Annotated in this window: 19 protein-coding genes; 17 read left to right on the forward strand and 2 right to left on the reverse strand. The window is 30.1% G+C overall.

What is annotated here, in order from left to right:
* Positions 1-10: 10 nt before the first annotated feature.
* The 6 genes from MAGA_RS00565 to MAGA_RS00590 all read left to right on the forward strand — a co-directional run bounded on the left by MAGA_RS00565 (position 11) and on the right by MAGA_RS00590 (position 8,393).
* On the forward strand, positions 11-1,159 hold the full coding sequence (locus MAGA_RS00565; RefSeq protein ID WP_013021771.1) for an ABC transporter ATP-binding protein: 1,149 nt from the start codon (positions 11-13) through the stop codon (positions 1,157-1,159).
* Positions 1,149-3,551, forward strand: coding sequence for an ATP-binding cassette domain-containing protein (locus MAGA_RS00570; protein ID WP_013021772.1), 2,403 nt, complete (start codon positions 1,149-1,151; stop codon positions 3,549-3,551). The genes MAGA_RS00565 and MAGA_RS00570 overlap by 11 nt, the downstream gene beginning before the upstream one ends.
* A 9-nt stretch (positions 3,552-3,560) precedes the next feature.
* Positions 3,561-4,547 (forward strand): MAG1050 family protein, encoded by a 987-nt coding sequence (locus tag MAGA_RS00575; RefSeq protein ID WP_013021773.1) that lies wholly within the window; start codon positions 3,561-3,563, stop codon positions 4,545-4,547.
* A gap of 86 nt (positions 4,548-4,633) precedes the next feature.
* A complete protein-coding gene (locus MAGA_RS00580) occupies positions 4,634-5,125 on the forward strand; it encodes a DUF3899 domain-containing protein (RefSeq protein ID WP_013021774.1) in 492 nt (163 codons plus the stop codon).
* Between the two features lie 79 nt (positions 5,126-5,204).
* On the forward strand, positions 5,205-6,419 hold the full coding sequence (locus tag MAGA_RS00585; RefSeq protein ID WP_013021775.1) for a DUF2179 domain-containing protein: 1,215 nt from the start codon (positions 5,205-5,207) through the stop codon (positions 6,417-6,419).
* A gap of 42 nt (positions 6,420-6,461) precedes the next feature.
* Complete coding sequence (locus tag MAGA_RS00590) at positions 6,462-8,393, forward strand: Mbov_0119 family protein (protein WP_013021776.1); 1,932 nt, start codon at positions 6,462-6,464, stop codon at positions 8,391-8,393.
* A gap of 71 nt (positions 8,394-8,464) precedes the next feature.
* On the opposite strand, the gene MAGA_RS00595 is transcribed toward MAGA_RS00590, so the two are convergent.
* A complete protein-coding gene (locus MAGA_RS00595) occupies positions 8,465-8,911 on the reverse strand; it encodes an RpiB/LacA/LacB family sugar-phosphate isomerase (RefSeq protein ID WP_013021777.1) in 447 nt (148 codons plus the stop codon).
* A gap of 156 nt (positions 8,912-9,067) precedes the next feature.
* On the opposite strand from MAGA_RS00595, the gene MAGA_RS00600 reads away from it, so the two are divergent.
* The 11 genes from MAGA_RS00600 to MAGA_RS00650 all read left to right on the forward strand — a co-directional run bounded on the left by MAGA_RS00600 (position 9,068) and on the right by MAGA_RS00650 (position 21,633).
* Complete coding sequence (locus MAGA_RS00600; RefSeq protein ID WP_013021778.1) at positions 9,068-11,125, forward strand: Mbov_0121 family peptidase domain-containing ABC transporter; 2,058 nt, start codon at positions 9,068-9,070, stop codon at positions 11,123-11,125.
* Entirely contained in the window at positions 11,103-11,492 is a 390-nt protein-coding gene (locus MAGA_RS00605; protein ID WP_013021779.1) for an MAG1140 family protein, read from the forward strand. The genes MAGA_RS00600 and MAGA_RS00605 overlap by 23 nt, the downstream gene beginning before the upstream one ends.
* Positions 11,493-11,518: 26 nt before the next feature.
* Positions 11,519-11,977 carry an rRNA maturation RNase YbeY gene (ybeY, locus tag MAGA_RS00610; RefSeq protein WP_013021780.1) on the forward strand — a complete coding sequence of 153 codons (459 nt, stop codon included), beginning with the start codon at positions 11,519-11,521 and terminating at the stop codon, positions 11,975-11,977.
* A 2-nt stretch (positions 11,978-11,979) separates the two neighbouring features.
* Entirely contained in the window at positions 11,980-12,372 is a 393-nt protein-coding gene (gene cdd / locus MAGA_RS00615) for a cytidine deaminase (RefSeq protein WP_013021781.1), read from the forward strand.
* Positions 12,373-12,383: 11 nt separating this feature from the next.
* On the forward strand, positions 12,384-13,256 hold the full coding sequence (gene era / locus MAGA_RS00620; RefSeq protein WP_013021782.1) for a GTPase Era: 873 nt from the start codon (positions 12,384-12,386) through the stop codon (positions 13,254-13,256).
* 35 nt (positions 13,257-13,291) lie between these two features.
* Complete coding sequence (locus MAGA_RS00625; RefSeq protein ID WP_013021783.1) at positions 13,292-14,344, forward strand: aminopeptidase P family protein; 1,053 nt, start codon at positions 13,292-13,294, stop codon at positions 14,342-14,344.
* A 117-nt stretch (positions 14,345-14,461) separates the two neighbouring features.
* A complete protein-coding gene (gene proS, locus MAGA_RS00630) occupies positions 14,462-15,898 on the forward strand; it encodes a proline--tRNA ligase (protein WP_013021784.1) in 1,437 nt (478 codons plus the stop codon).
* Positions 15,899-15,954: 56 nt separating this feature from the next.
* The gene (locus MAGA_RS00635) at positions 15,955-16,326 is read left to right on the forward strand and encodes an MG284/MPN403 family protein (protein WP_013021785.1); all 372 of its coding nucleotides are present in this window, start codon (positions 15,955-15,957) and stop codon (positions 16,324-16,326) included.
* A 111-nt stretch (positions 16,327-16,437) separates the two neighbouring features.
* Entirely contained in the window at positions 16,438-18,258 is a 1,821-nt protein-coding gene (locus MAGA_RS00640; RefSeq protein WP_013021786.1) for an MAG1210 family protein, read from the forward strand.
* A gap of 101 nt (positions 18,259-18,359) precedes the next feature.
* Complete coding sequence (locus tag MAGA_RS00645; protein ID WP_013021787.1) at positions 18,360-19,058, forward strand: LemA family protein; 699 nt, start codon at positions 18,360-18,362, stop codon at positions 19,056-19,058.
* A gap of 187 nt (positions 19,059-19,245) precedes the next feature.
* Positions 19,246-21,633, forward strand: coding sequence for a phosphoketolase family protein (locus MAGA_RS00650; protein ID WP_013021788.1), 2,388 nt, complete (start codon positions 19,246-19,248; stop codon positions 21,631-21,633).
* A 33-nt stretch (positions 21,634-21,666) separates the two neighbouring features.
* On the opposite strand, the gene pepF is transcribed toward MAGA_RS00650, so the two are convergent.
* The gene (gene pepF / locus MAGA_RS00655) at positions 21,667-23,532 is read right to left on the reverse strand and encodes an oligoendopeptidase F (protein ID WP_013021789.1); all 1,866 of its coding nucleotides are present in this window, start codon (positions 23,530-23,532) and stop codon (positions 21,667-21,669) included.
* Between the last annotated feature and the right edge of the window lie 111 nt (positions 23,533-23,643).

Here is a 23,643-nt window from a genome sequence, read left to right on the forward strand (position 1 = left end):
AAGAGCAATTATGGATAAAAATATTCAGTCTAATACAACAACTAATGATGAAGTCATGATTGATTCAAAAGACAAATTATCTTCAATTAGGGTTGAAAAGCTAACTAATAATCAACTTTTAAAAGTTAGAAATCTAAAGGTTGATTTCAAAAACGGGCGAAATTCGCTTATAAGAATAGTTAGAGGCGTTGATATTGATGTTAATAATGGCCAAATTGTTGGACTAGTTGGTGAATCTGGTTCAGGCAAATCAGTTACATCCAAAGCTTTAATTAATGTTAATGAAAATGCTTTAGTTTCTTGTGATGAATTAGTAATTAGCGACATTGATTTATCAAAGATTAAAAAAGCTAAATTATGAGAATCAGTTAGAGGACACTATATTGGATATATTCCCCAAGATCCTCTTACCTCGCTTAATCCTACTAGAAAAATTGGTAAGCAATTATTAGATGCATTAAACTTAAATAGCGAGTGAAAAAACAAATCTAAAGATGAGAAAAAAGCCTATTTGATAGGCCTTTTGGAAAGATTTGGTATTCATGATGCTGAAGAAGTTTATGATAGATACCCTCACACATTAAGTGGGGGGATGAAGCAAAGAGTTGTTATAACAATGGTTGTTGCCCTTAAACCTTTATTAATAATCGCTGATGAGCCAACAACTGCACTTGATCCAACTGTGCAAGCTTCAGTTTTAGCTCTTTTTGAGCAAATTAGGCAAGAGTATAACATTTCAATTATTCTAATTTCACACAACATTAGTGTTGTTGCTAAGTTCTGTGAATACATTTATGTTATGTATGCTGGCAAGATTGTTGAAAGAGGAACTAGAAAAGACATTTTTACTAATCCAGCCCACCCTTATACTTGAGCACTTATATCAGCTATACCTGAAAATGATGATGAGAGATTATTCTCAATTCAAGGTACACCGCCAGATATGGCAAACTTACCAATAGGTGATCCTTTTGCTCCTAGAAATGACTATGCACTTGAAATTGATTATGAAAAAGAACCACCATTAATTGAAATCAACAGCCATCATAAAGCAGCAACATGATTACTTCACCCTGATGCACCAAAAATCCAAAGACCAAAAGAATTGGAACACAGACTAAAAAGCTTTAGAAAGGTATTTAAAGACGATGAAGAGTAGTGATAATAAAAAAGTCATCTTAGAAATTCAAGATCTTAAAAAGTACTTTTTGAATAACGGTAAAGTAAATAAAGCTGTGGATGGCGTTTCATTTAAATTACATGAAGGTGAAATAGTTGGTCTTATCGGTGAATCTGGTAGTGGTAAAACTACTGTTGGACGTTCAATTTTAAGACTTTATGATGATTATAATGGTTTTGTGATCTTAGATGATCAAATCATTAGTGGTGAAAGCATTTCTAAAAAGCGCGAAAAATTCTTGCGTAAAAGGGTGCAAATGATCTTTCAAGATCCACATGCATCTCTAAACGGCCAAAAAACTGTTTATAGCATACTAAAAGAACCTTTAGTTGTTAATAACATAATTAAGCAAAAAACTGGTGATTTATTCAGTGACTGAAAAAAAGTAACTGAAAACTTCCCTTTTACCTTCTTACTTTATGCTAAAAAGTTAAAAATTAATAACCTAAAAGCAATTAATGAGCCTTCTAGTAAATTTTTTCCTAAATGATCAGACAGATTAATTGACTTTAAATTTGACTGAGATAACCTTTCAACTGACGAAAACTTTGTTTCATACTTTAACTACCTTGAAGAAAAGCAAACAATGGAAAGTGCAATTATTAATGAGATGTACACAAACACAGATCATCTTATGGCTTTCTATTATGAAAAACAAGCTCAGTACAGAAACAATGATGTTACTTTTGACGAATTAGACTATTTAAATGCTGCTAAAGAGTTGGAAGTTGCCAAAAAACTATGCAAATATTCACAAAAACAATATGATGCATTGCAAAAATTAGGTGAGCTTGAAAAAGAATTGCAAGAGTTAAAAAGCAATCAAAATGATTACTTGTTAACTAACAAAAATGCTTTTAATAATTTTCTTTCTGAGTACAAAAATGAGATCAAAATTTGTCGTTATGCTAGATTAAACACTTATGACTTAGATTTTTACTTTTTTAACTATAAAAAAGAGCTAACAAACAAAATTAGATTTGATTTTGTCAAAAAATACAAATCTAAACTTAGTTATCTATCAATTGACCAAATTCGTTATTTTATAGCCGAATTGAACAAATATACCAACAGATTTTATATTGAATTTTTAGAGCCACTTGCAATTACTAAAGAATTTAAATCTATTGCTAAGAGCATAGTAGAATCTCATTACAATTTTGATGCATGTGAATACTTAAAGTCTAACCATGCTAATGAATTAGAATTTAAGTCATCTATTAAAAATGTTGAAGAATCTATTCAAGTACAAAAAGAAATTATTCATTCAAAATCAGAAAAGCCTGCTTATGGCAAAAAAGAACTAGAAGCTGCTGAGAAAAAACTATTAGATGCTGAAAAAGTGTTTAAAGCCGAAAATGACAAATATAACAAAAACATTCAAAAGCAAATTAAACAACTAGATAAAGAAATTCTTACCGAAAGTCTTTTATACAAAAACTTAAAAACTCAACAAGGCATCAACGACCTTAAGTTCAATGAAATTAATGAAGCATTTTTTGCAAAACTAAATGCCGATTTAAAACAAGCTAAAAAACAAAAAGACCATGCAAAAGTGCATGACATTAATAAAACAATCAAAATTTACAAGCAAAAAGTTGCAAACAAGTTATCTACCTTAAAATCATTTGAAGTAGAAGTAAAACATTTATTTAAAGATGTTAGAACTATATACTTATTGCTTGGAATTAAACAGTTTGAAAATCCATTATTTAATGTGTATAACAGACTATTTGCAAAGCAAATGATTACTAAGTTAATAACTAGATCAATGATTTATAAATCATTAGAAGATGTTGGTTTATTAAAACAATTTGCCTACCGTTATCCTCATGAATTTTCAGGTGGTCAACGTCAAAGAATTGTTATAGCGAGAGCCTTAATAACTGAACCTAAAGTTATTGTAGCTGATGAGCCAATTGCTTCTTTAGATATCTCTATTCAAGCGCAAGTTGTTAACTTATTAAAAGATTTATGTGAGAAGAAAAACATAGGTATGATCTTTATAGCCCATGACTTATCTATGATTGAGTATATAGCAGACAATGTGCAAATTATGCACCTTGGTAAAATAGTTGAATCTGGCGATACTGCAACTGTTTACAAAAGACCATTGCACCCATATACTAGAAACTTATTTAAAGCAATTCCTAAGATCTCTAATGCTAATGAAAAGTTTGAAAACATCAGCTTTGAGTTAGATTATCTAAAGGAACAACAATATCCAGATATTCCATCAAATTACTTTGTTGAAAATGACCATTATGTCTATGGAACAGACAAACAGGTAAAAGAGTGAGTAAAACCATTTCGCCTGGGAGCACCTAAAAATACGGACATAATTGATCTTAAAGAAGAAGATAAAAAGTAAAGGAGCATAATGATGAATAAAAAAGCCAAATTGTTTATGTTATCAATGCCAGTAGCATTATTTGCTCCAGTTTTGTCAGCTTCTTGTCAAAAAAAGGATGACTTTAAGCCTCAAGATTTTAAAGATGTTAAGCTAGCTTTGGCTTCTGGTGCTCAAAATGATTTTAGCAAGATTATGCCATCAGAGTTTGTGAAGTCTAAAAAGCCATATACTAATGTATTAGAAGTAAACCAAAAAGGCAGTAAAACAGACAAATTCGGCTTTGAGATAGTGAACATTAGAGCTAATGATAATTATGGCTATGTCTTTGTTGAATACAAGCTTTTTGATAAAAACAACAAGAAAAATATGACTCCTAAAAAGTTTGTTTACTTACAAAACTTTAAGTCAAACATTAAAGAAGCGCTTTCAAACATAAATTCAAAATTATATTTTTCAAAAACTAAATCATTAGGAACTGATGTTAATAAAAAAGACTTGCTAGTAACTGACTTAGTTAATGATAAACTGCTTTTAGATTTACAAGGAAATAGCTTACTTTCACAAACTGGAGTTAAAATTTCTAAAGACCTAAAAATAGATTTTGGACAAAATAACGAAGGAATTAAAAAAGGCTTTGTCAACGTATCATTTACTTATAATGTAGAACACAATGCAAGAGAAACAGGAAATGATTTTCCAATTAAGTTAGCCAAAAAAGTCGAAAATGTTAAAATTGATGGCTTTACTGGGTTTGATGATTTTAGTGCTGAAAAATTCATTGAAAAATCATCAGCAACTGATGTGACTTTTGAAAAAATTAAAAAAGAACCTACCTCATACATTTCATTAAAAAATGCTGGTGACACCACTTTAACAGAAATAAAAGTCACAAATGGATCTGGCGATAAGCAAGCTACAATCAAATTCAAGCTCCAAACCAGTTTATTTGATTCTGAAGGCAAGGAAACTAAAGTTGTTTCTGACAAAGAATATGAATACAAGTACACCTGATAGTGTGTAAAACGATATTAGCAGGCTTTAGCTTGCTTTTATTATTCAAATTTATCTATTGTAAAAATTACACTTTATAATATAAACATATGAAATTAAAGATGAATGCAGAATACTTTAGAAATTCCTTTACATGAAAAAAATGTATGCATTTTGTAGCAGCCGCTTTAATTATACTTGTTGTGACTTTGTCTCTTTATTTTGCTAAGTGGCAAAAAGAGCCTGAGATATATAACTCTAAAAGAATTGCTAAAGATTGAACCTTTATAATTGGCGCAGCTTTGCTTGCTTATAGCGGACTAGTTTTTATATTTTCAACAGGATTTTTATTTAGAGCATTTAGAAAAAATAAAAATCAAAAATCGAACGAATTAGCCTATAAAATAGAAGAAGAGAAAAAGAAGCCGGCTTCAAAGGAAAGAGAGCTCAAGCTCAAAATACTGCGTGAAGATTTAGAAAAAGAACGTCAGAGATTAGATGAAAATGCTGCAGCTAAAAGCTATAACTTTGTATTAGTGATCTTATTCACTATCTCAATTGTTTTATTAATCACTGCATGAATTTTAACAAGCGTTGCATAGCTTAAAATTTGCTTCAATTTAAAAATAAATAAACTTTTAGTGACACAAGTATCACTAAAAATATATACTTAAATAGGTAATGAAAAAGAATGAAGAAAAGTTAAACAATCAAAATAAAAGTAAAAGAACTATTGACCAAAATTCTACATATGAAATAAATAGAATTAAGGTTGAAGAAAAGGTTCTTCACTTTTCGTTTTTGCATACTCTAACTAAATTTTGACAGCAGTCTATTGTTGTTTTAATTATTTCATTTTTGTTTTCATTTATAAGCTTACTGCTAGTGCAAAACACTGGATTATATGGGCTTGGTCTTGATGCACTGAGCCATAGTATTGCAAGATTAGCATCATTTCTAGCAATCAATAGTGGCAAAAGTGATCAGTTTGCTAGAGTGATATTTAACATATGTTTCTGAATGATTAACTTTGTTATAAATATTCCGCTTTTTATATTCGCAAGTGCAAAAATTAACAAAAATTTTGCCATTTTAACAATGTTATTTATGCTTTTTGCAACAATTTTTGGTATTGCATTTAGCAGTATTCCAGGATCTGAAAACTGGCTTATTTTAGGCAAAGTAATTGACAGCAATTTTACTTCTAATGCTATAAAACAGCCAAATAATATTGTTCAGATTACTACATGAGCAGTTAATTACTCAGGACAAAATGGCAATAACCCAATTTCAATAATGTTTTATGGACTGCTATGAGCCATAATTCAAGGTGCACTAGCAGCTGCGCTTTTAATTGTTAACTCTACTACTGCAGGATTTGATATTTTTGTAGTTTGATACTCACAAAAAAAGTTTAAAAACCTTGGCTTTATTTATATAATAATCCACATTGCATGTTTATTAGTGGCCAACACAATAGGAACTTATCTTCCTTCTGGCTTAGCTACAGGCAACTGAAGCATTGAGCTATTTTTCAATGCCAGTTTTGCAAGCTCATTTATTATGATATTAGTCAACGGAATTGTTGTTGATGTTCTGTTTCCTAAATATAAAATGGTTAAAATTGAGGCTTATACATCTAAGCCTAAAGAAATTTTGGATAAAATTTTCGCGCTGAAAGACAAAAGATTTTCAGTAACTATTGCTAATTTTAAAGGTGGATACAGTGGTGAAATGCAACAAGTGTTAATTATTAACACAATGTATATTGAATCATCAGTTGCATTAAAGATAATCAATGAAATTGATCCAAATGCCATGATATGCATGTTTGATATAAAAAGAATGAAAGGCACAATTTATACTTCCAATATTGTAAATAAGGACAAGAAGTAAAATTTGGCTACTAGAAAAATGAAAATTACTAAGGAGTAAGCTATGTCAAAAAAATGAAATAAAATGCTTGCATTTTCGCCAGTACTTATAGCTCCTGGTTTTTTGACATCATGTATTGATTTAGTTATAAACAAAGACTTAGTAAGCAATAAATCGAATAAAAAAGCAAACATAATAACGACCGATAAGCCTATATTTAATTTTGCTAAATCAGGTGTTGAAGATGTTAAAGTTGAAGACATTTTATATACTTTTGGCAGCATTAAAGACGAAGTTCAAGGCAACAAAGTTCAGTTATCTAGTCAGCAATTAAAAAACGGTTTTTGAACTAAAAGCATCCCGGCTAAGAATAAAGAATTAATAAACAATGAAAATGCTGATTTAAGAAAATTATGACTAGAATTGGTTGAGATATTCGAAAATCAAAATAGTGATAAAACTACACTAGCTCAAAAATTAGATGAATACATTAATCTGTTTAAACACAACAAATTGTATCTAACAATTTTGACCAATTGGATTAATTTACAGAATGATTCGGCTAATTTTATTGCTCAATCTCATGGAAACACAATACACTATGATAAGAATAAAATTCACTTTGGTTATTTTGCTGAAAACTTTTTAACTAAAGAAGACGGATGGGAAAAGTTTAAGGAATTTTGTTTGGCTTACACTGGTGATAAAACTAATATTCAAAACTATAATTATGCTAAATGAATAGTAAATGAGACTAAGACATTTTTAGCAATTTTAGATAAAAACAAAGATTTAGCTTTTAACCCTGTAAATGAGGGCTATATGCCAGATCTTAAGGAATTAGATTTTATAAAAAAAGCTCCAACCGACAAAATAAGAAACCTAAGAATTAAGCTCATTGCTGACGGCGGATTTTATTTAAATAAAGCTGATGAAAGCAAAAATGATTTAGACAAATTTAACGAATCTGAAAAGTTTATTTATTCAGACTACACAGATTTGCACACTGAAAATATCAGTAAATTTGCTGATATAGTTAAAGCTAAAAAGCTTAGTTTGAAAGAAGAAGAATGAGCACTTGGATATTCATCATTTAAAACGACTGAGGCTTTAGGGCCATGAGGATATTTTGCCTATCCAGCTAATTCACAGGGTCATACGAACTTTTTTACATATAATTATTCACTTGAAGGCATCACTGGCCAAGACTATCTTTCAAAAGTTATTTATGCGAATTCATTAGTTTACCGTCACAAAAGAGAAGAGTGAAAAGAGCTAAAAGAATATGTTTTATCAACTATTCCTTATTTAATTTCAAAAAACTATACTGAAGAGCAAAAGTTAAGATCACTTCATAACTTTATAACTTGAAAAATTAACTATGATGTAGAAGCCTTAAACGAAGAAATTAGAACAGGCAATATTAACTTATCTATGCGTAATCCAGGGGTTTTGTCTAAAGTTAAGGAATATGAAGAAAAAATAAAAGGCGTATGTGAAACATATGCAAGATTACTAACGTTATACGGACTGTTTTTAAACATTGACATAGGCTATCAAACTGGTGATGTCTTTAGATACAGATATGATGAATCATCTGATAAATTTGTCAAATTAGAAGCGAAAGAGCCTCATGCATGAAATGTTTATCGTTCTAAAGATGATGGTAAACTTAGATATATTGATTTAACATGAGATGATGCTCAGGATGACGATTCTTATACAACAGTATTTAATAGTAGTAACATATTGCCTTTTACTTACACATACTTTAATAAAGAGTGAGAAGAATTTTCAGCATTGCACTCTAACATTAAAGGCTCATTTGTTTTAGAAAGCCCTATTATTTATAATAAAAGCAATCAAAAATTCACAATTAGATCAATTGATAAATACCAGTATTTAGCCAGCGAATTTCATAAATTAGTTAAGAGTAAAGAAGGCTATATTGAGCCGCCGGCACTAAACAAAATTTATGATGAAACTAAGTATTAAAATTGACTAATCAACCTATAAAACAGACAAATAAAAAAACACATGCAACTAGTTATCATGTGTTTTTTTATTTAAAATTTGTCAATTTGGTCGATTCTGGCTTGATGTCTGCCGCCTTCATATTCAGTGTTAATATATTCATCAATCATAGCTTTTGCTTGTTCAATATTAACTTGTCTGCCACCCATAACAAGCACATTAGCATTGTTATGTAATTTTGCAAGATTAGCATCCTCAACTGAAGTTACTCTAGCAGCTCTTATTCCATTGTGTCTGTTTAGTGCATATGAAATACCTAAACCTGTACCACACAAACCAATTCCAAATGAAACATCTTTATTATCCAATAAATAATTAGCTAATTTATGTCCTTGTTCAGCATATGATATAGATTTTGAACTATCTTCAGGTCCTAAATCAACTGTTTCATATCCTAGATTGCTTACATAATTTTTTATTTCATTTTTTAAATCGCAACCACCATGGTCACTAGCTAAAACTACTTTCCCTTTTTTCATTTTTAAGCTCCTATATTTGTATAAAAAATTTTACAACAAAAAAAGAATAATAAATAGAGCATGAGCCTTAGCACATGCATCAGTGGGAAAAATCATGTGTTTTTCCCAAATTTTTCCACTTTTTAAAAAAGTTATTATTTAGCTACATTTTAAGATATGAGAATAAGTAAGCAAGAAGATCAACGAGACTGTGGATTGCATGTCTTAAGTTATCTAATAAATTATTATCACCATAAAGAGGTTGATATAAATTATTTAAAAATTAACTGTTCTTATGGCAAAGATGGCATAAGTTTGTTTAATTTAAAAAGCATGGCTAGCGAAAATGGACTTAAATTAGATTCGTATTCTGGAGAATTTGATGCTCTAACATCGTTAAATAAGCAAGACTTGCCACTTATATTGCTTTTGAACAGAAATGGCTATAGTCATTATGTTGTGCTTTTAAAAATTAAGGGCAACAAGTTTTATATTCAGGATCCAGAATTAGGAAAACTAGTCAAAATGGATGAAAAAGTGCTCAAAGAGCAGTATGCAAATGTAATAGCTCTAGTTTCGCCATTAAAACTGTCAAAAGAAAAAGGCAAGTTTGTCATCGATAACAGAATAAAAAGCCTAATTTCAAACAGAGAATATGCATATCCACTATTAATTTCAACATTTATTAACTTATTATTATCATTCTCTTCATCATTTTTCATAAAAATTGTTTTTGATTTTATACTTCCAAATTTTCTAAACAAGACAATTATTGTTGTGTTTACACTCTTTGTGTGATTATGTATCTTAAAGGCTATAAATCAGTACTTTAAGTCATATATAGTTAATAAGATTACTAACAAAATTTACATAAAATTAAGTGCCGAGTTTTTTTCAAAATTGAAAAAAACTTCAATTAATAATTTATACAAACTAAATAATTCTGAATATTTTAAAAGAGCTGCATATATTCAATATATCAGTGAGTTTCAAGCGAATTTTGCATACACATTTATAAGTGAAATTCTTAGTTTAGTTCTATCCGGCTTGCTGCTCATATGGCTTAATTATTTATTATTTGCTCTGGTTGCTTGTTTGATAATACTTGTGATTATTGCTAACTACATTTATCAAAGTAGACTAGAAAGCTTACATAATTATTCAATTGATGCAGCATCTAAAAAAATTCAAGCTGATATTGATTATATTAATTCAAAAGATAATTTCAGTGATCAGGGATACTTTGATAATCTATGACTCACTCAATACAAAAAAACTATTAACCAAAAGCAAGTTGACGAAAAAATCTATAAAACAGGGTCTAGCAACAATTTATTCAACAGCATTTTCATAGGCAACATATCAAACATAATAATTTTTGCTTCTACTTTTTTAATTATTAAAAACAAGCTAACTAATGGTGATATGATGATGTTTTTGACTAGTGTTAGTTTCTTTATTAATCCATTATTATCTATTTCAAGCTTGCTTTCATCAAATTCAATAATTAAAAAATATGTTAACCAGATAAATTTTGTTTTTAATTTACCTCGTAAAGACGTTATGGACAATGGGCTCATTATTAATAAGGTTGATAATATTGAGCTAAAAGGTATTAAATTTGGCTATGAAGAAGGAATAAATATTCTGGATTTTGAAAATATAAAAATTGACCAAAACACTTGTTTTAAAGGAACAAATGGCTCAGGGAAGAGCACATTATTAAAACTCATAAAAGGCGATTTTGATAACTATACAGGTCTATATTTAATAAATGGAATTAACCAAAAACAAATTAATTTTGAAGACTTGTTAAACAACACCATCTATATATCAAGCGATATATTTATTCCTAATATGAAAGTCATAGATTTCATTATTGATAATAACAAAGAGAAAGTAAATGTGCTTAACCAAAATATTGAAAAATATGGGTTGATAAATGTGATAAACAAAGCAAATATAAATATGAATATAGAAATTAATAATAATGCTTCAAATTTATCTAGCGGACAAAAACAAATCATATTGCTATTAAGGCTTCTTACCAGGAAATACAAAATTGTTATGCTAGATGAAGCTTTTGAAAATATAAGCGTTGACAATTCAGCTGAGTTAAAAAAAGCAATCAAAGATTATCAAAAAGATGCACTGTTTCTTGAAATCAGTCATAGTAATAATTTTGTACATAATTCAAAGGAAATAAGACTCAATGAAATTAACAATTATATCTAAATGAATATGATTTTGACTTGCACTAGTTTTTGTAGCCTCAGTAATACTGCTAATTTTCATATTTAACTATAAAATAGAGAAAACGGAAAAAATCAACCTATATATAGATGAGAAAAATAGAATGCATTTATTAGGCAATAATAAATTATTTTATTCACTAAAACAAGGGCAAAAAATAATCTTAAAAATTAATGAAAAAGCCTATAACATTAATGTATCAAGCATAAAAATTTTAAAAAACAGTGCACAAATTGACTTTACTAGTTATGATGACAATCTTAGACCGCTTTTAAGAAAGGATATTAGTATTGATGGCGTAATTCATTTAGGGGAAACAACACTATTTAATCTTCTATTCAAGCAATAAAAAATGAATTTAATATAATAATAGTTATGGTTATTGTTAATATCAACATTGAAAACGGCAGTTCTTTCAATTTTAAAGCCGAATATGAACAAATTTTAAGCAATTTGCAAACATATTTTAAGCTAGAGGACAAGGAAATATCGGTTGATGTTTCCATTGTAAACAACGGAAAAATCAAAAAACTTAATAAAGAATACAGACAAAAAGACTATGCGACTGACATTTTATCCTTTGATTTTGGCGACAAAAGTCTTTATAAAAGTATGCCTTTTTTACCCTTAGGCGAGCTTGTAATTAGTCACGAAAAGGTGGAAGAGCAAGCAAAGGAATTTGGTCATTCATTGCGCAGAGAATATTGTTATTTGTATGCTCATGGACTAATTCACTTAATGGGATATGATCATGAAGTTGAAAATGAAAGAATTGAAATGAATAAAATCGTAGATGCAATATTTGATCCATTAAATATTACAAGAGAGGAATAAGAATGGTTGAAAAATTAAAAAGTTTATTAAAGTATTCATACTGCCCTTGGTCGCACTTTCAAGTAGCTGCTATAGCAATTGATAAAAATGGAAATGAATATCCAGGAGTTAATGTTGAAAATGCAGCCTTCCCTTCAGGCTTATGTGCCGAAAGATCAGCATTATTCGGTTCTGTTGCTTATGGTGCGGAAGTAGGCACATTTAAGGAAATACACATTATTTCATCAAGCAATGATGTAATTTCACCTTGTGCTGGCTGTAGGCAAGTTTTAACTGAATTTATGCCTGACGAAGCCTTAATTTATCAATACAATAATTCGGGCGATAATGTGAGAGTCAACAAACTTGTTGAACTAGCTCCACATCCAATAAGAACAGAACAGATTAAATCTTAGCGAGCACAATTATGAAAGTATGTATTATAAGTATTCTAGGCAGACCAAATGTTGGTAAATCATCTTTATTAAATAAGATTATTAAATACGATTTGGCTATTGTCTCAAATGTGCCACAAACAACTAGAGACCAAATTATGGGTGTTTATACTGAAGATGGATATCAGTTTGTTTTTGTTGACACTCCAGGGATTCATAAACCATTAAATCTTTTAGGCGAATCGCTAAACAAGGAGGCATTTAGCTCTCTTAAAGATATCGACTGTGTTCTATTTTTAAGTCCAGTAAACGAAGATATAAAATCAGGCGATAAGCTCATTTTAGAAAGAATTACGAATGCAAAAAATAAAATAGCTATTATCTCTAAAATTGATTTAGCTAAATCACCTGATGAAATTGCTAAGAAAATTGATGACTTAAAAGAGTATGGTTTTAGCAAAATTATCTCAGTTTCAAATAAAAACGATAAGTCAGTTGACTCGCTAATTGAAATATTAAAAGAGTATGCATATGATGCGCCGCCATTTTATGACGAAGATTATATTACAGATAAATCTATGCGATTTATGGCCAAAGAATATATTCGCGAAAGTGCAATAAATCTTTTAACTGATGAACTGCCACATTCAATAGCTGTTGAAGTACAAGATTTTATCGAAGAAGAAGACAGAATAACTATTAATGCCATTATTTATGTCAAAAAAGATTCTCAAAAAGGCATTTTAATCGGCAAAGGTGCATCAATGATTAAGAAAATTGGCACAAATGCCAGAATGAAAATGAGCAATCAGTTTGATACAAAAGTGACACTAAATTTAAAAGTCAAAGTTTCTAACAAATGAATCAATGACAAAAGTGCACTCAAAAAATTTGGCTATAATTAAAATATAGAGATCTTTTTAAGAAAAAAGGAATTATTATGAATAGACAATTGTTAGACAGAATATTTGCTGAAAAAAACATAGATTGCATTGTGTCATCAGCACCACAAACTAGACTATGGTATTCAAATGTCCAAACTACTGACGGTTATATTATTATTGAAAGAGATAAGGCATATTTATTTGTTGATAGTAGATATATTGAATACTGCGAAAAGTATGCTCAAAATGTTGAAGTGCGTTTATTAGCTGGAAAATCATTGAAGGAATTCTTTGACCAAAAAGCCTATAAAAAAGTTGCATTTGAAAAAGACTACATCGTTTATGATGAATTTGATAGATTGCTTAAACTAATTAATCCTAAAACTGTTGCCTTTATTAAGGGACAAGAATTAAGAATTAAGAAGAGTGAAGCAGAAATAAAGGCCATGGAAGAAGTAATAAGCATTTCATTGAAAGCTTATGAAAAATTAGTTGACTGAATTATTCCAGGAATGACTGAAAAACAAATTGCAACAAAACTAAACCACTTAATGAAAACATATGGTGCTCAAAAAGAAAGTTTTGATGAAATTGTTGCTTCTGGACCTAACTCAGCTGAACCACACCACCACCCAACTGATAGAAGAATCAAAAGTGGCGAATTACTAAAGATTGACTTTGGTGCACTATACAATGGTTTTTGTGCTGACATCACTAGAACATTTATTCTTGGAAGACAAAACATAAGTGATAAACCAGAACAAGAAAAAATATTAGAAATTGTTAAAGAAGCTGCTCGTTTAGGCCGTGAAGCAGTTAAACCAGGTGTTAAGGCTTCTGACATTGACAAAATATGTAGAGATTACATTCAAAAACAAGGATACGGATCATATTTTGTACACTCAACCGGACACGGTTTAGGAATTGACGTTCATGAACTTCCTAATGTAAGCTCACACAGTGACTATGTTTTAGAAGAAGGAATGATTATTACTGTTGAGCCAGGAATTTACATCCCAGGTCTTGGTGGTGCTAGAATTGAAGACGATGTGCTTGTTACTGCAGACGGACACCGTGTTCTAACACGCCCTGAAGAAGAAGCAATGTAATAACTTAAAAAGGGAGAGCTGAGAGGCTTTCTTTTTTTGTTTGAAAACTCGTTTTTTATGAATTTATGACCTGTTTTTTTAACTTTTTGCTAAATATTTAATAAAATTCATATCACTATGAAAGAACTAGAAAAGATAACCCCTTTAGAGCTAGATTTTGCTAAATGATACACTGATGTTGTAAAGCAAGGGAACTTAATTGAATATGGTCCAGTTAAAGGAACATTAATTTTTAAACCAAATTCATATGGAATTTGAGAACAAATACAAAAGGTGCTGAATGAAATTTTTAGAGGCTTAAAAGTTCAAAATGTATATCTTCCTTTGTTCATTCCTGACAGATTGCTTGCTAAAGAAAAAGAACATATTGCTGGTTTTAACCCTGAGTTAGCAACAATAACTAAAGTTGGTGATAAAGAGCTTGATCAAAAAATTTATGTAAGACCCACATCAGAAGTTTTATTTGCTGACTTATTTAAAAAAATGATTGTTTCACATAAGGATTTGCCTATTTTATACAATCAATGGGCAAATGTCGTAAGGTGAGAAAAGACAACAAATCCATTTTTAAGAAGCAGGGAATTTTTATGGCAAGAAGGCCACACATGCCACAAAAGTGCAATTGAAGCTAGAAAATTAACTAGAGAAATGATCAATGTGTATGCTAAATTTTTAAAAAATTATTTAGCTATACCAACAATTATTGGCAAGAAAACTCCATATGAAAAATTTGCTGGAGCATGCTCAACATATACAGTTGAAGCTATGATGAAAGATGGAAAAGCATTGCAAGCAGGAACTAGCCACTATTTAGCCCAAAACTTTTCTAAAAAGTTTGAAATTTCTTTCAAAAATGATAAAAATGAAGATGAGTTTGTTTACCAAACATCATGAGGTGTTTCTACAAGATTACTAGGCGCAATTATAATGACCCATGGTGATAATAGGGGAATAATTATTCCTCCTAAGGTTGCTCCTGTTCAAGTTGATATTTTGGAATTATTTGCTAATAAACAGCCTAAAGTTCATGACTTTTGTAATGAATTAGCTAAGCAACTAGAAAGAAAATTTAGAGTAAGGCTTGATTCGACTGACAAATCTCCTGGCTATAAAGCTTCAAATTCTGAAATTCAAGGTGTACCACTTAGGATCGAGGTTGGCCCTAAAGATCTAGAAAATAAAACTGTAACTATAGTGCGTAGGGACACCTTAGAAAAAACTATGGTTAGTGTATCAGATGTTAAGAGCAAGGTTCGTGAATTACTAAACAGCATTCATAATAATCTTTATGAAAATGCCAAAAGAAAACTTGATGAAAATACTGTCCTTGTTGATAACTATGAAGAATTCAAAACTAAAATTAAGGAGAACAAATTTGTTTTAGCTCCTTTTTGCTGTGCTGAAGAAGCAGAGATAAAAATCAAAGAAGAGACAGGCGCAACAACTAGATGCATTCCTAGAAAATCATTAAAACCTGGCAAGGTTAACAAATGCATTTTTGAAGAATGTAGATCGCAAACTAACAAGTATGTTATTTTTGCTAAAGCATATTAATTACTAACATTGATAGCGGTTTTATTTTCATAACTTATGCCAAATAAAGGAAAATTATGATAAATAACATATCGCTTCATAATGTTTTAAATTACGCAATGTCAGACTTAGAAAAATATAAGTTTGTTGCCACAATATGTAGGATAGAAAAAGCTCGTGCAAAGTTAGACGAAAGAAGCAATTTACTTTATAGTGATAGAAACAAAATTCATCATAGAAGCCGCACATTTTTTTCTGACAAATTCAATAGGGCGCTTGAGTGCTTAGAAGATAATTATAAGCATTTAATAACTAAAGAATTTTTGGAAAAGGAAAACAATTACTGATATGAAGAGTTTTATTCAAAAACAACATACTATAAATATCGTAAAAAAGCAGTTGACGAGTTTTTAGCCTACTATTTAGACAAAGATCATATGATTATTTAGCGCAAAGCAAGAGAGTTTTCTCTTGCTTTTCTTTTAGTGAACATAATAAAAAAAGGCACTTAAATTTTAAATTTAATATAATTAACATACTATATAAATGGAGTTTAAGGTATGAATATTTCGGAAACTATTTGAGCAAATTATGACCCTAATTCAAATTATTTGCCGCTTAGAGAAAAGTTTATAGAAGAGACAAATAAATATTTTGAAAACGCAGTAAAGAAGTCTAATATTTCTGTAGAAGAGTGCCAAACACTTGCAAAAAATTATGAAGCAGCAGCCAACAAAAAAGAAAAAACAAGCAGAGCTGTTTCATCCTTTTTGGCCTGATTTATAGTATTTTTGGTTCTTGGACTAGTAGCATTTTTATGATTCGGAGTTGTTTTAAAGTTCAAAATTTTAGATGCAGTAATATATAGCAGTGCTGATTTAGCACAGGTTATTGTAGCGCCAATATTAGGTGTTACTTTCCTTGGTTTATCATTTGGTCTTTTCTTAGTTAAATTTATTAAAAACAAAAAGCAATTAATTAAAGACATAATAGCCAAGGGAGAGGCATACAAAAAAGTTTCAAGTGCAATAGAGCCACTGCTCTCACTTTTAGAAAGACATGGCATCAAAGAAGAAATTTTGCAAAAAACAATGCCAGAAATTAAGTTTGATAAGTACTTAATGAATGAATGATATAACAGCTTTGTAAGTGAATATGGTGCTCATAAACTTTTAAGCAAGAGCGAAAATACATATTGCAAATCACTCTTAAGTGGAACTTTATTTTCTTCTCCTTTTATTTTTGTTAATAAAAGAGGCTGAAGATATGTTGATGTTGATTACAGTGGATCTATAACCATAACATGAACAGAGACATACTACGTTAATAATGAAGCCAGAAGCAGACAAAGATCAGAAGTACTTGTAGCTACTGTAACAAAACCAGCGCCTGAATTTAGTGATGATAATTACTTGCTTTTTGGCTCAAATGAAGGTACAAAACTTAGCTTCTTTAGAAAACCAACAAAAGTTAATGCAATGAATGAGCGGGAAATAGAAAAGTTTTTAAGAAAAAGAGGTGAGGAACTAACTAAGCTTACTGAAAAAGCCATTGCTAAGAATTTATCATTTAGAGTAATGAGCAACACTAAATTTGAATCTTTATTTGATGCAACTAATAGAGATAATGAAAGAGAGTATCGTGAGCTCTTTCCCCCTTTGGCACAGAAGAATATGACAAATTTGCTTTTAGATAAGAAAAACGGTTATGGTGATAATTTTAAATTCTCTAAAAGTGGCAATGTTAACTTAATTGAGAACACTCAATTGGAATATGAAGATAATGAAATATTTAAAGAAATAATTGAGTGCAATTCATACTCATATAATGAAGTTTTCAACAAGTTTAATCAAAAAATGGCCTTGTTTTTCAAAGAATTTTATTTCAGCATAGCTCCATTATTATGCATTCCTAACTATATATCATCTATTGAAAAACCACTAAATAAAACTAATGACAGGAGTCTTTCATATTTAGAATTAGAAAAGCTTGCACACAGCACAATAAATAAATCAGGCAAAAATAATTGAACAGACACTGAATTTGTGGTTAACATCTCGGACATGCATAAGTCAGATTCTAATTTTGAAGAATTTAGTGTCCAAGCTCAAGGTTTTTCAACATCAATTGAGACTGATTATGTAACTAAAATGGGATCTGATGGTGAACTTCATACCATTCCAGTTCATTGAACTTTATATACTCCTGAGCACCGTGAATTTGTAATTCAAGTTGGTAAAATTAATGAATTCGAAAGCAGCGATTCATATCTTGATGAGTTAAATGAAGTGTTAAATGAATTTGCTGATGAAAGTCAATCATTAGCTAAAGGTGAAACGCTTTCTAGCTATGTAAGAGTGTTCCAAAAAGGGCTAAACTAAATTGCTATTTTTGTATAAGTTAACAACTAGCTGCACACAGATAAATATGAAAATTTAATATATAATTTTAAACATAAAAATAACTGTTTTAAAGGAGAAATATGGCAAATCAATTAGATGAATTAACTGGCCCAGTTAATCCTCAAGGAAGAGATGTTAATGTTATTCATAAGCAAATTCCTGCTAAAGTAACATGACGTTCGACTTTGTTTGAAGTTATATTATGACTACTATTAATAATCCCTGGAATAATTTTTCTATTTAAAAAAGTTAAGGCTAAAAACTACTTACAAAAATTAGAACAAGAAATCCAAGCTAAGTCTTCAACAATAGATGCCTACTTATTAAATAGAGTTAATATAATGAATAATGCTGTAACTATTGCTAAAGAGGCAGTTAGATTTGAGACTGAAGTTTTAGAAAAAATCACTGCATATAGAAGCGGTGTAAATATTACCGATGCTAACCGGGCACAAGTAGCTGAAGATATTGATAAAACATTTAATTCTGTTGCTTCAACTCTTCAAGGCTTAAGAAATGTCAACGTACAATTTGAAAGATATCCAGAATTAAAAGCTCATGAATTACTTCACAGAGTTATGGATGAAAACAGAAGAAGTCAAGCAGAAATTACAGCAGCAAGAGAACTTTATAATGATACTGTTGCTATATGAAACAAAGCAATTTTTGAATGACCAACTAAAGCAATGGTTGCTTCTAAAGAAGGTTATACAACAAGAGTTCCATTTTCAGTAAGTCAAGAAATAAAAGAACGTGCAAATGCAAACTTTATGGCATAAAAAATCAAAAAGACGGCACTAGGCCGTTTTTTGAAACCAATTTTAAGAAAAAAGGCATTATTTCCATATTAAACTTTTTATTTTTTTAGCCAGACTTAAAACGCCTTAATTTACATTATAATTTTTTATACTAATATTTATAAGTCATGTTGTGAGTATTATGTAATAAAACTTCAAAGGAGTAATTATGAAAAAGTCACACGATTTTGACAGTAAGGAATATCTAAATTTAGTTGACGCCTGATGAAGAGCTGCTAACTATTTATCAGTTGGTCAAATGTATTTAAGAAATAATCCACTTTTAAAAACACCACTTACCAATAATGATGTAAAAATTTACCCAATTGGTCACTGAGGAACAGTTCCTGGTCAAAACTTTATTTATGCACATTTAAACAGAATCATAAACAAATATGACCTTAATATGTTTTTCATTAGTGGTCCAGGCCATGGCGGTCAAGTTATAGCTTCAAACACATATCTTGATGGCTCATATACTGAACTATTCCCACATGTTACTAAAGACATCAAAGGAATGACACACTTATTTAAATACTTCTCATTCCCTGGTGGAACAGCTAGTCATGCTGCTCCTGAATGTCCTGGTTCTATTCATGAAGGTGGCGAATTAGGATATTCATTATCACATGCAGCGGGTGCAGTTTTAGATAACCCTGATGTTATTGCTGCTACTGTTGTTGGTGACGGTGAATCAGAAACTGGCCCTCTTTCAGCTGGCTGATTTATAAATTCATTTATTAACCCTGCTAATGATGGAGCAGTATTGCCTATCTTACACGTAAATGGTGGTAAAATTTCAAACCCAACAATTTGATCACGTAGATCAAATGAAGAATTAGTTTCATATTTCACAGGTGCTGGTTGAAAACCATTTATTGTTGAAGGCAATGATCCTGAATATATGCACCATGAAATGGCTAAAGCACTTGACGCAAGTGTGGAATTAATTAAACAATATCAAGCCGAAGCTAAGCAAAATGGTGCCAATAAAGCTAAAAGGCCACAATGACCAATGATTGTTCTTAAGTCACCAAAAGGATGAACTGGACCTAAAGAATGAAATCATGAAGCAATTGAAGGAAGTTTCAGAGCACACCAAGTTCCAGTTCCTGTATCAGCAGAAAAAATGCAACACATTGATGCACTTGAAAACTGATTAAGATCATATAGACCAGAAGAATTATTTGACGAAAATGCCCAATTGAAGCCTGAAATAGCTGATATTGCTCCAAAAGGCGACAGGAGAATGGGCAAGAACCCTGTTGCTAATGGTGGTATTAACCCTAGAGCCATAAATGTTGGAGATTGAACAAAATTTGCACTAGATATTAAACAACCTGGCAAAATTATTAACCAAGATATGGTTACTTTAGGTTCATATTTAGGTGAATTAAGCTTGCTAAATAAAGATAATTTCAGAGTTTGAGGACCTGATGAACATAAGTCAAACAGACTATATGAAATGTTTAAAGTAACTGATCGTCAATGATTAGACAGAATTGATGAAAAATATGATGAATTTTTATCACCTGTAGGTAGAATTATTGACTCGCAACTATCAGAACATCAAGCTGAAGGTATGCTTGAAGGATATGTGCTAACAGGAAGACATGGTGTTTTTGCTTCATATGAATCATTTTTAAGAGTAGTTGATTCTATGCTTACTCAACACATGAAATGAGTTAAAAAAGCACTAGACATTCCTTGAAGGAATGATTATCCTTCACTTAATGTTATAGCGACCTCAAACGCTTTCCAACAAGATCATAATGGTTATACTCACCAAGATCCAGGCTTAATTGGACACTTAGCAGACAAAAGACCTGAATTAATTAGAGAATATCTTCCAGCAGATACAAACACATTACTTGCAACAATGGCTAAAGCATTGCAAGATAGAAATGTTATTAACTTAATTATTTCATCAAAACAACCTAGACATCAATTCTTTAGCATTGAAGAAGCTACTGAATTAGTTGAAAAAGGTGTAAAAATCATTGATTGAGCATCAAATATTAAACCAAACGAAGAGCCTGATTTAGTTGTTGCTGCATCAGGAACTGAATCAACAATTGAATCATTAGCAACAATTACATACCTTCGTGCTCATTTCCCTGAATTAAAAATTAGATTTGTTAATGTACTTGACTTACTAAAACTAAGACATCCAAGCATTGACCCTAGAGGATTAAGCGATTCTGAATTCGACTCAATCTTTACAAAAGATAAGCCTATTCTATTTGCCTTCCATGGTTATGAAGCAATTTTAAGAGATATTTTCTTCTTGCGTTCAAATCACAACATTATTACTCACGGCTATAGAGAAAATGGTGATATAACAACATCATTTGACATTCGTTTACTTAGTGAAATGGACAGATTCCATATGACAGCTAATGTTGCTAAAAAATTAGCACCAGTTGTTGGAGAATCTAAAGCAAATGAATTAGTAAAACTAATGGAAGATAAAATTAAAGAACACAGAGCATATATTAAAGAATATGGTACTGACTTGCCAGAAGTTAAAGAGTGAGAATGAACACCATATAAATAAATTAAAAAAATATTGGACAACCCCAATATTTTTTTATGTCTGTTTTATAGGCATAGTAGTATGTTTTTTAGCTTTTGATTTAGCAAAAATTTCATCACCTAACTTAATTCATTCATTTAAGCATTTATGAAAGTGTGCAAAACCTTGTTTGTAAAATTCATCACTGGTTAAATCAACCCCCATTGACTTTAGTGTATTTAGAGGATAATCTCTATTGCCTGCTGAAAGAAAATTATTGATATATTTATCTAAAAATTCTTTTCCTCTTAGCTTATATTGATTGTAAAAATAGTTTGCCACAAGCTGACCTATTGCATATTTATAAACATAGAAGCCCATATAAAAATGAGGGATTGTTACAGCTGCAATTTGCTCTTCTTTTTTGAATTTTCTAGGCTTTTTATAGTACTTTTTGAGAGTTTCATAATATATTTTTGCCACTTCTTCATAATTTGGAGCAACTTCGTTTGCATCCACTTTTTTATAAAGTTCATATTCATAGTTAGCTCATTTGGCTTGTGTTACTGTTGTGCCAAAGAAGCCTGATATTATGTGGCTGTAGATAGTAAATTTTTCAATTTTGCTGCTTGATTTTTCTATCAAGTAGTCATAAAGCATTGATTCATTAAAAATTGAAGCTATTTCAGCTAAAAATATTGGATAACTAGCATTAGTTATGTCATTATTTTTGTCAGAAAAATAAGAGTGCATTGAGTGGCCTAATTCATGAGCTAATGTTTCAACTGAATTAAGCTCGCCATCAAAGTTCATCAAAATATACTTTTTATTTATGCCATAGGTACTTCCAATTGAGTATGCACCAGAGAGCTTATTTTTGACACTCATAAAGTCAACTCATTTTTCATTATAAGCCTGTTTTATAGTATCAGAGTACTCAGAACCAAAAGGTAATAAAGCATTATAAACTATCTCTTTTGCTTCCTCAACACTATATTTGTTTTTGACCTTAAAAATATCTCTGTTTGAATCGTAAAGAATTCTAAACTTTTCCTTAAAGTGTGCTTCATAGTACTTTTTGTAGTGTTTTCAGTATTTAAAAATATCATCTTTTAAAGAAGCAATATTTTCGAACAACTTTAATAGTATTTCATCACTTACTTTATCTTCATAAGTCAGCATATTAATTGAATCTTTGTATTTTCTTACTTTAGCATTAACAGAGATATTTTTAAAAGTTTGCACAAGCATATTAGCTAGTGATTCTTTGTGCTGTAATTTTGCCTTCCTGTACTGTAAAACAGCATTTTTACGCAAGAGTGCATCATCAGATTTAAGCATTTTTGAATATGAAATTGGGTCAAGTTTGTGCTTTTTATTTTTTGAATCGAGCACATCATCATATCTTAGTTCAGCATCGGTTAAGATATTAAAAACTTCTTCTAAATTAGGCTCACCAAAAGCAACTTCATTCAAGTACTCTTCAACATCATTTGATAATTTATGATTAAATGAATCTAAAGTGTCATTAATCATTTTTCTATATGATTTAAGTCTTTCATCATTTACTCATAATTTCAATTTATCAGCATTTTTAAAAAATCTGTTGATTTCTGAACCATATTCTTTATTTAATTCTTCATTAGCTGAATCAAATTTAAGAGCCATTTCTTGGGGTTGTGGATCAGTTAAATTAATGTTAGTTTTATTAGAAATATAATTGTGTAATTTATTAGCCACAATTTCCATTTGTTCATTTAACTTAAGTCCAGAAATAAACGATTCTATGCTTTCATATTTTGAATCTTTAATTTCAATAAGCTCTTTAAAAATGCTTACATACTTATCTAATCAATATTCAAAACTTTGGCCTTCTAAAATTGATTCTAAGTCTCATTTATGCTCATCTTTTACTTTATCATAGCTAGGATATTGCTTCATTTTTGCCCCTTTCAAATTAAATATATATTCAAAAATTAAAATTTTCTATAAAAAATAAATATATTATAAAATAATTAAACTAATGATTATAAAAGTAATAAAAGAGAGCCG

The sequence above is a fragment of the Mycoplasmopsis agalactiae genome (assembly GCF_000089865.1).
GTDB classification, from domain to species: Bacteria; Bacillota_I; Bacilli_A; order Mycoplasmatales; family Metamycoplasmataceae; genus Mycoplasmopsis; species Mycoplasmopsis agalactiae_B.